The sequence below is a fragment of the Microcoleus sp. AR_TQ3_B6 genome, from assembly GCF_036702785.1.
Lineage (GTDB): Bacteria > Cyanobacteriota > Cyanobacteriia > Cyanobacteriales > Microcoleaceae > Microcoleus.
Genome location: NZ_JAUBVJ010000145.1, coordinates 1 through 1,999 on the forward strand (window position 1 = coordinate 1; position 1,999 = coordinate 1,999).

The 1,999-nt window shown below is 44.4% G+C and carries 2 protein-coding genes; one reads left to right on the forward strand and one right to left on the reverse strand.

What is annotated here, in order from left to right:
• Positions 1-169 precede the first annotated feature (169 nt).
• Positions 170-871: a DUF4079 domain-containing protein gene (locus tag QUB56_RS35050; protein ID WP_332960965.1), complete on the forward strand. Its 702-nt coding sequence runs from the start codon at positions 170-172 to the stop codon at positions 869-871.
• A 202-nt stretch (positions 872-1,073) separates the two neighbouring features.
• On the opposite strand, the gene QUB56_RS35055 is transcribed toward QUB56_RS35050, so the two are convergent.
• Positions 1,074-1,952, reverse strand: coding sequence for a sugar ABC transporter permease (locus tag QUB56_RS35055; RefSeq protein ID WP_332960966.1), 879 nt, complete (start codon positions 1,950-1,952; stop codon positions 1,074-1,076).
• Positions 1,953-1,999 lie beyond the last annotated feature (47 nt).

The window sequence follows — 1,999 nt, forward strand, 5'->3', positions numbered from 1 at the left end:
CGTCCCGCCCGTCCAAAAAGGACGGGCGGGACGCCCATCCCACAATAACAATTAAAATTGTAAGTTATTTAATTCGCGATCCTTACTGTGGTTAGATCGCCGGATATGATATTATGTATGGCAAAAACCGGGTTGATGAAGCCAACCCTCCTCAACAAAAAAGCGATCTATGGAATTTAAAGATTTTCTGGGTTTGCTGCATCCTATTTTAGCTGTAGCGATTGTTTTTCCTATGCTTGGTGTTGTTGTCAATATGGGGTGGCAAACTATGCAGCGTCGCAAGCAAATTGTTTGCGACACCAAGAGCAAAATTCCACCTGTAGTCGGTCCAGAACACGTCAAAGCAGGTCGAATTCTGTCAGGTTCTGTGGTAGGAGTGACCTTGTTGGGTCTAGCCTACCCGATTTTTGAGCATATTTGGAGCGAACAGGTTTGGAGCAAAAACTCCTTTCAGGTCATTTTCATTGTGCTGATGTTTGTGGCAACTGTCGCCTCTTTGGTCATGCTATATCGAGCGACACCCGCTTTATGGCGCGGCATATTTGCGACGCTAACAGGTACTGGCTTGGTGATTCTTGGCACTCAAGATGGCGTTTATCGGCGAACCAATGAATGGTATTGGTCTCACTACTACATTGGCATCACCGCTGCGCTAATTATGGTTTTCTCCCTTGCCATCATTGAAGACATTTACAAAGACCGCTCAAATCGCTGGCGCACTACCCATGTGATATTGAATTCGATCGCTGTGCTGCTCTTTCTGGGACAGGGGATGACCGGAACCAGGGATTTATTAGAAATTCCTCTGAACTGGCAGAAACCCTATATTTATACCTGTGATTTCACCAATAAGACCTGCCCAAAACCGTGAGCGATCGCATTACTTCCAGATTCAAGTCAAAAATTAGTAGAAATTAGAAGGGCGGGGGGGACACCCCACAAGAAATTTGATGTATTGTGGAACAGGCATCTTGCCTGTTCTTGAGATGTGAGGTATTGTGGAACAGGCATCTTGCCTGTTTTTGAGATGAGAATGGTGCAATATCTCAGTCACTAGCAATCAGTCATAAATCTTAATCATTGCGAGCCAAACCCTGAAGGCTAACTTGCAAAATCGACAAACCCAAAATTAGCAAAAACAAAACCAGCCCGATCGTACAAGCATAGCCAATTTCCAAATCCTTAAAAGCCCGTTCGTAAAGATAATAAACAACAGTCTTAGAACTATTGCGAGGGCCGCCCTGAGTCATAATATAAACTTCTTCAAAAACCTTAGTAGCAGAAATCGCCGAAATTACCGCTACCAAAACTAGATACGGCTTCATCAGCGGCACAGTAATATCCCAGTGCTTTCCCAAACCCTCAGAACCATCAATAGCAGCCGCCTCATAAAGTTCTGCCGGAATAGCTTGCAGGCCTGCCAAATAAATCACCATGTAATAGCCCAATCCTTTCCAGATAGTAACTGCCATGACGCTAAAGATTGCTAACTTTGGATTAGCCAGCCAAGAAACAGGAGGTAAACCAAACAATTCCCCCAACTGATTTAGCAGTCCAGTCTCAGCAAACAGCCACTTCCAAGCAATCCCGGCGACAACCATTGAAATCACCGCCGGCGTGTAGTATGCGGCTCGAAACCAGTTCATCCCCTTAAGTTTTTGGTTGCACAAAATCGCCATTCCCAACGGCACAACAACCAATACAGGCACAACGCAGGTGAGATACAGCAGCGTATTCGTCAAAGTTTGCCAAAATACTCGATCGCCCCACAACCTGTAAAAATTCTTTAAACCCACCCACTGCGGCATTTGAGTTAAATCATATTCGTAGTTGGTAAAACTCAAATAAAAAGCTTGCACCGCCGGCCACAAAACAGTCAAACTCAAAATAAATAAAGCAGGTAGCAAAAACAAATAAGGAGTCAGGTTTCGTCGCAAAAAACTCACAGACATAGTAATTGGTAATTGGTAAGTTTACTCGTTAACAGGCTCTGCCTGGT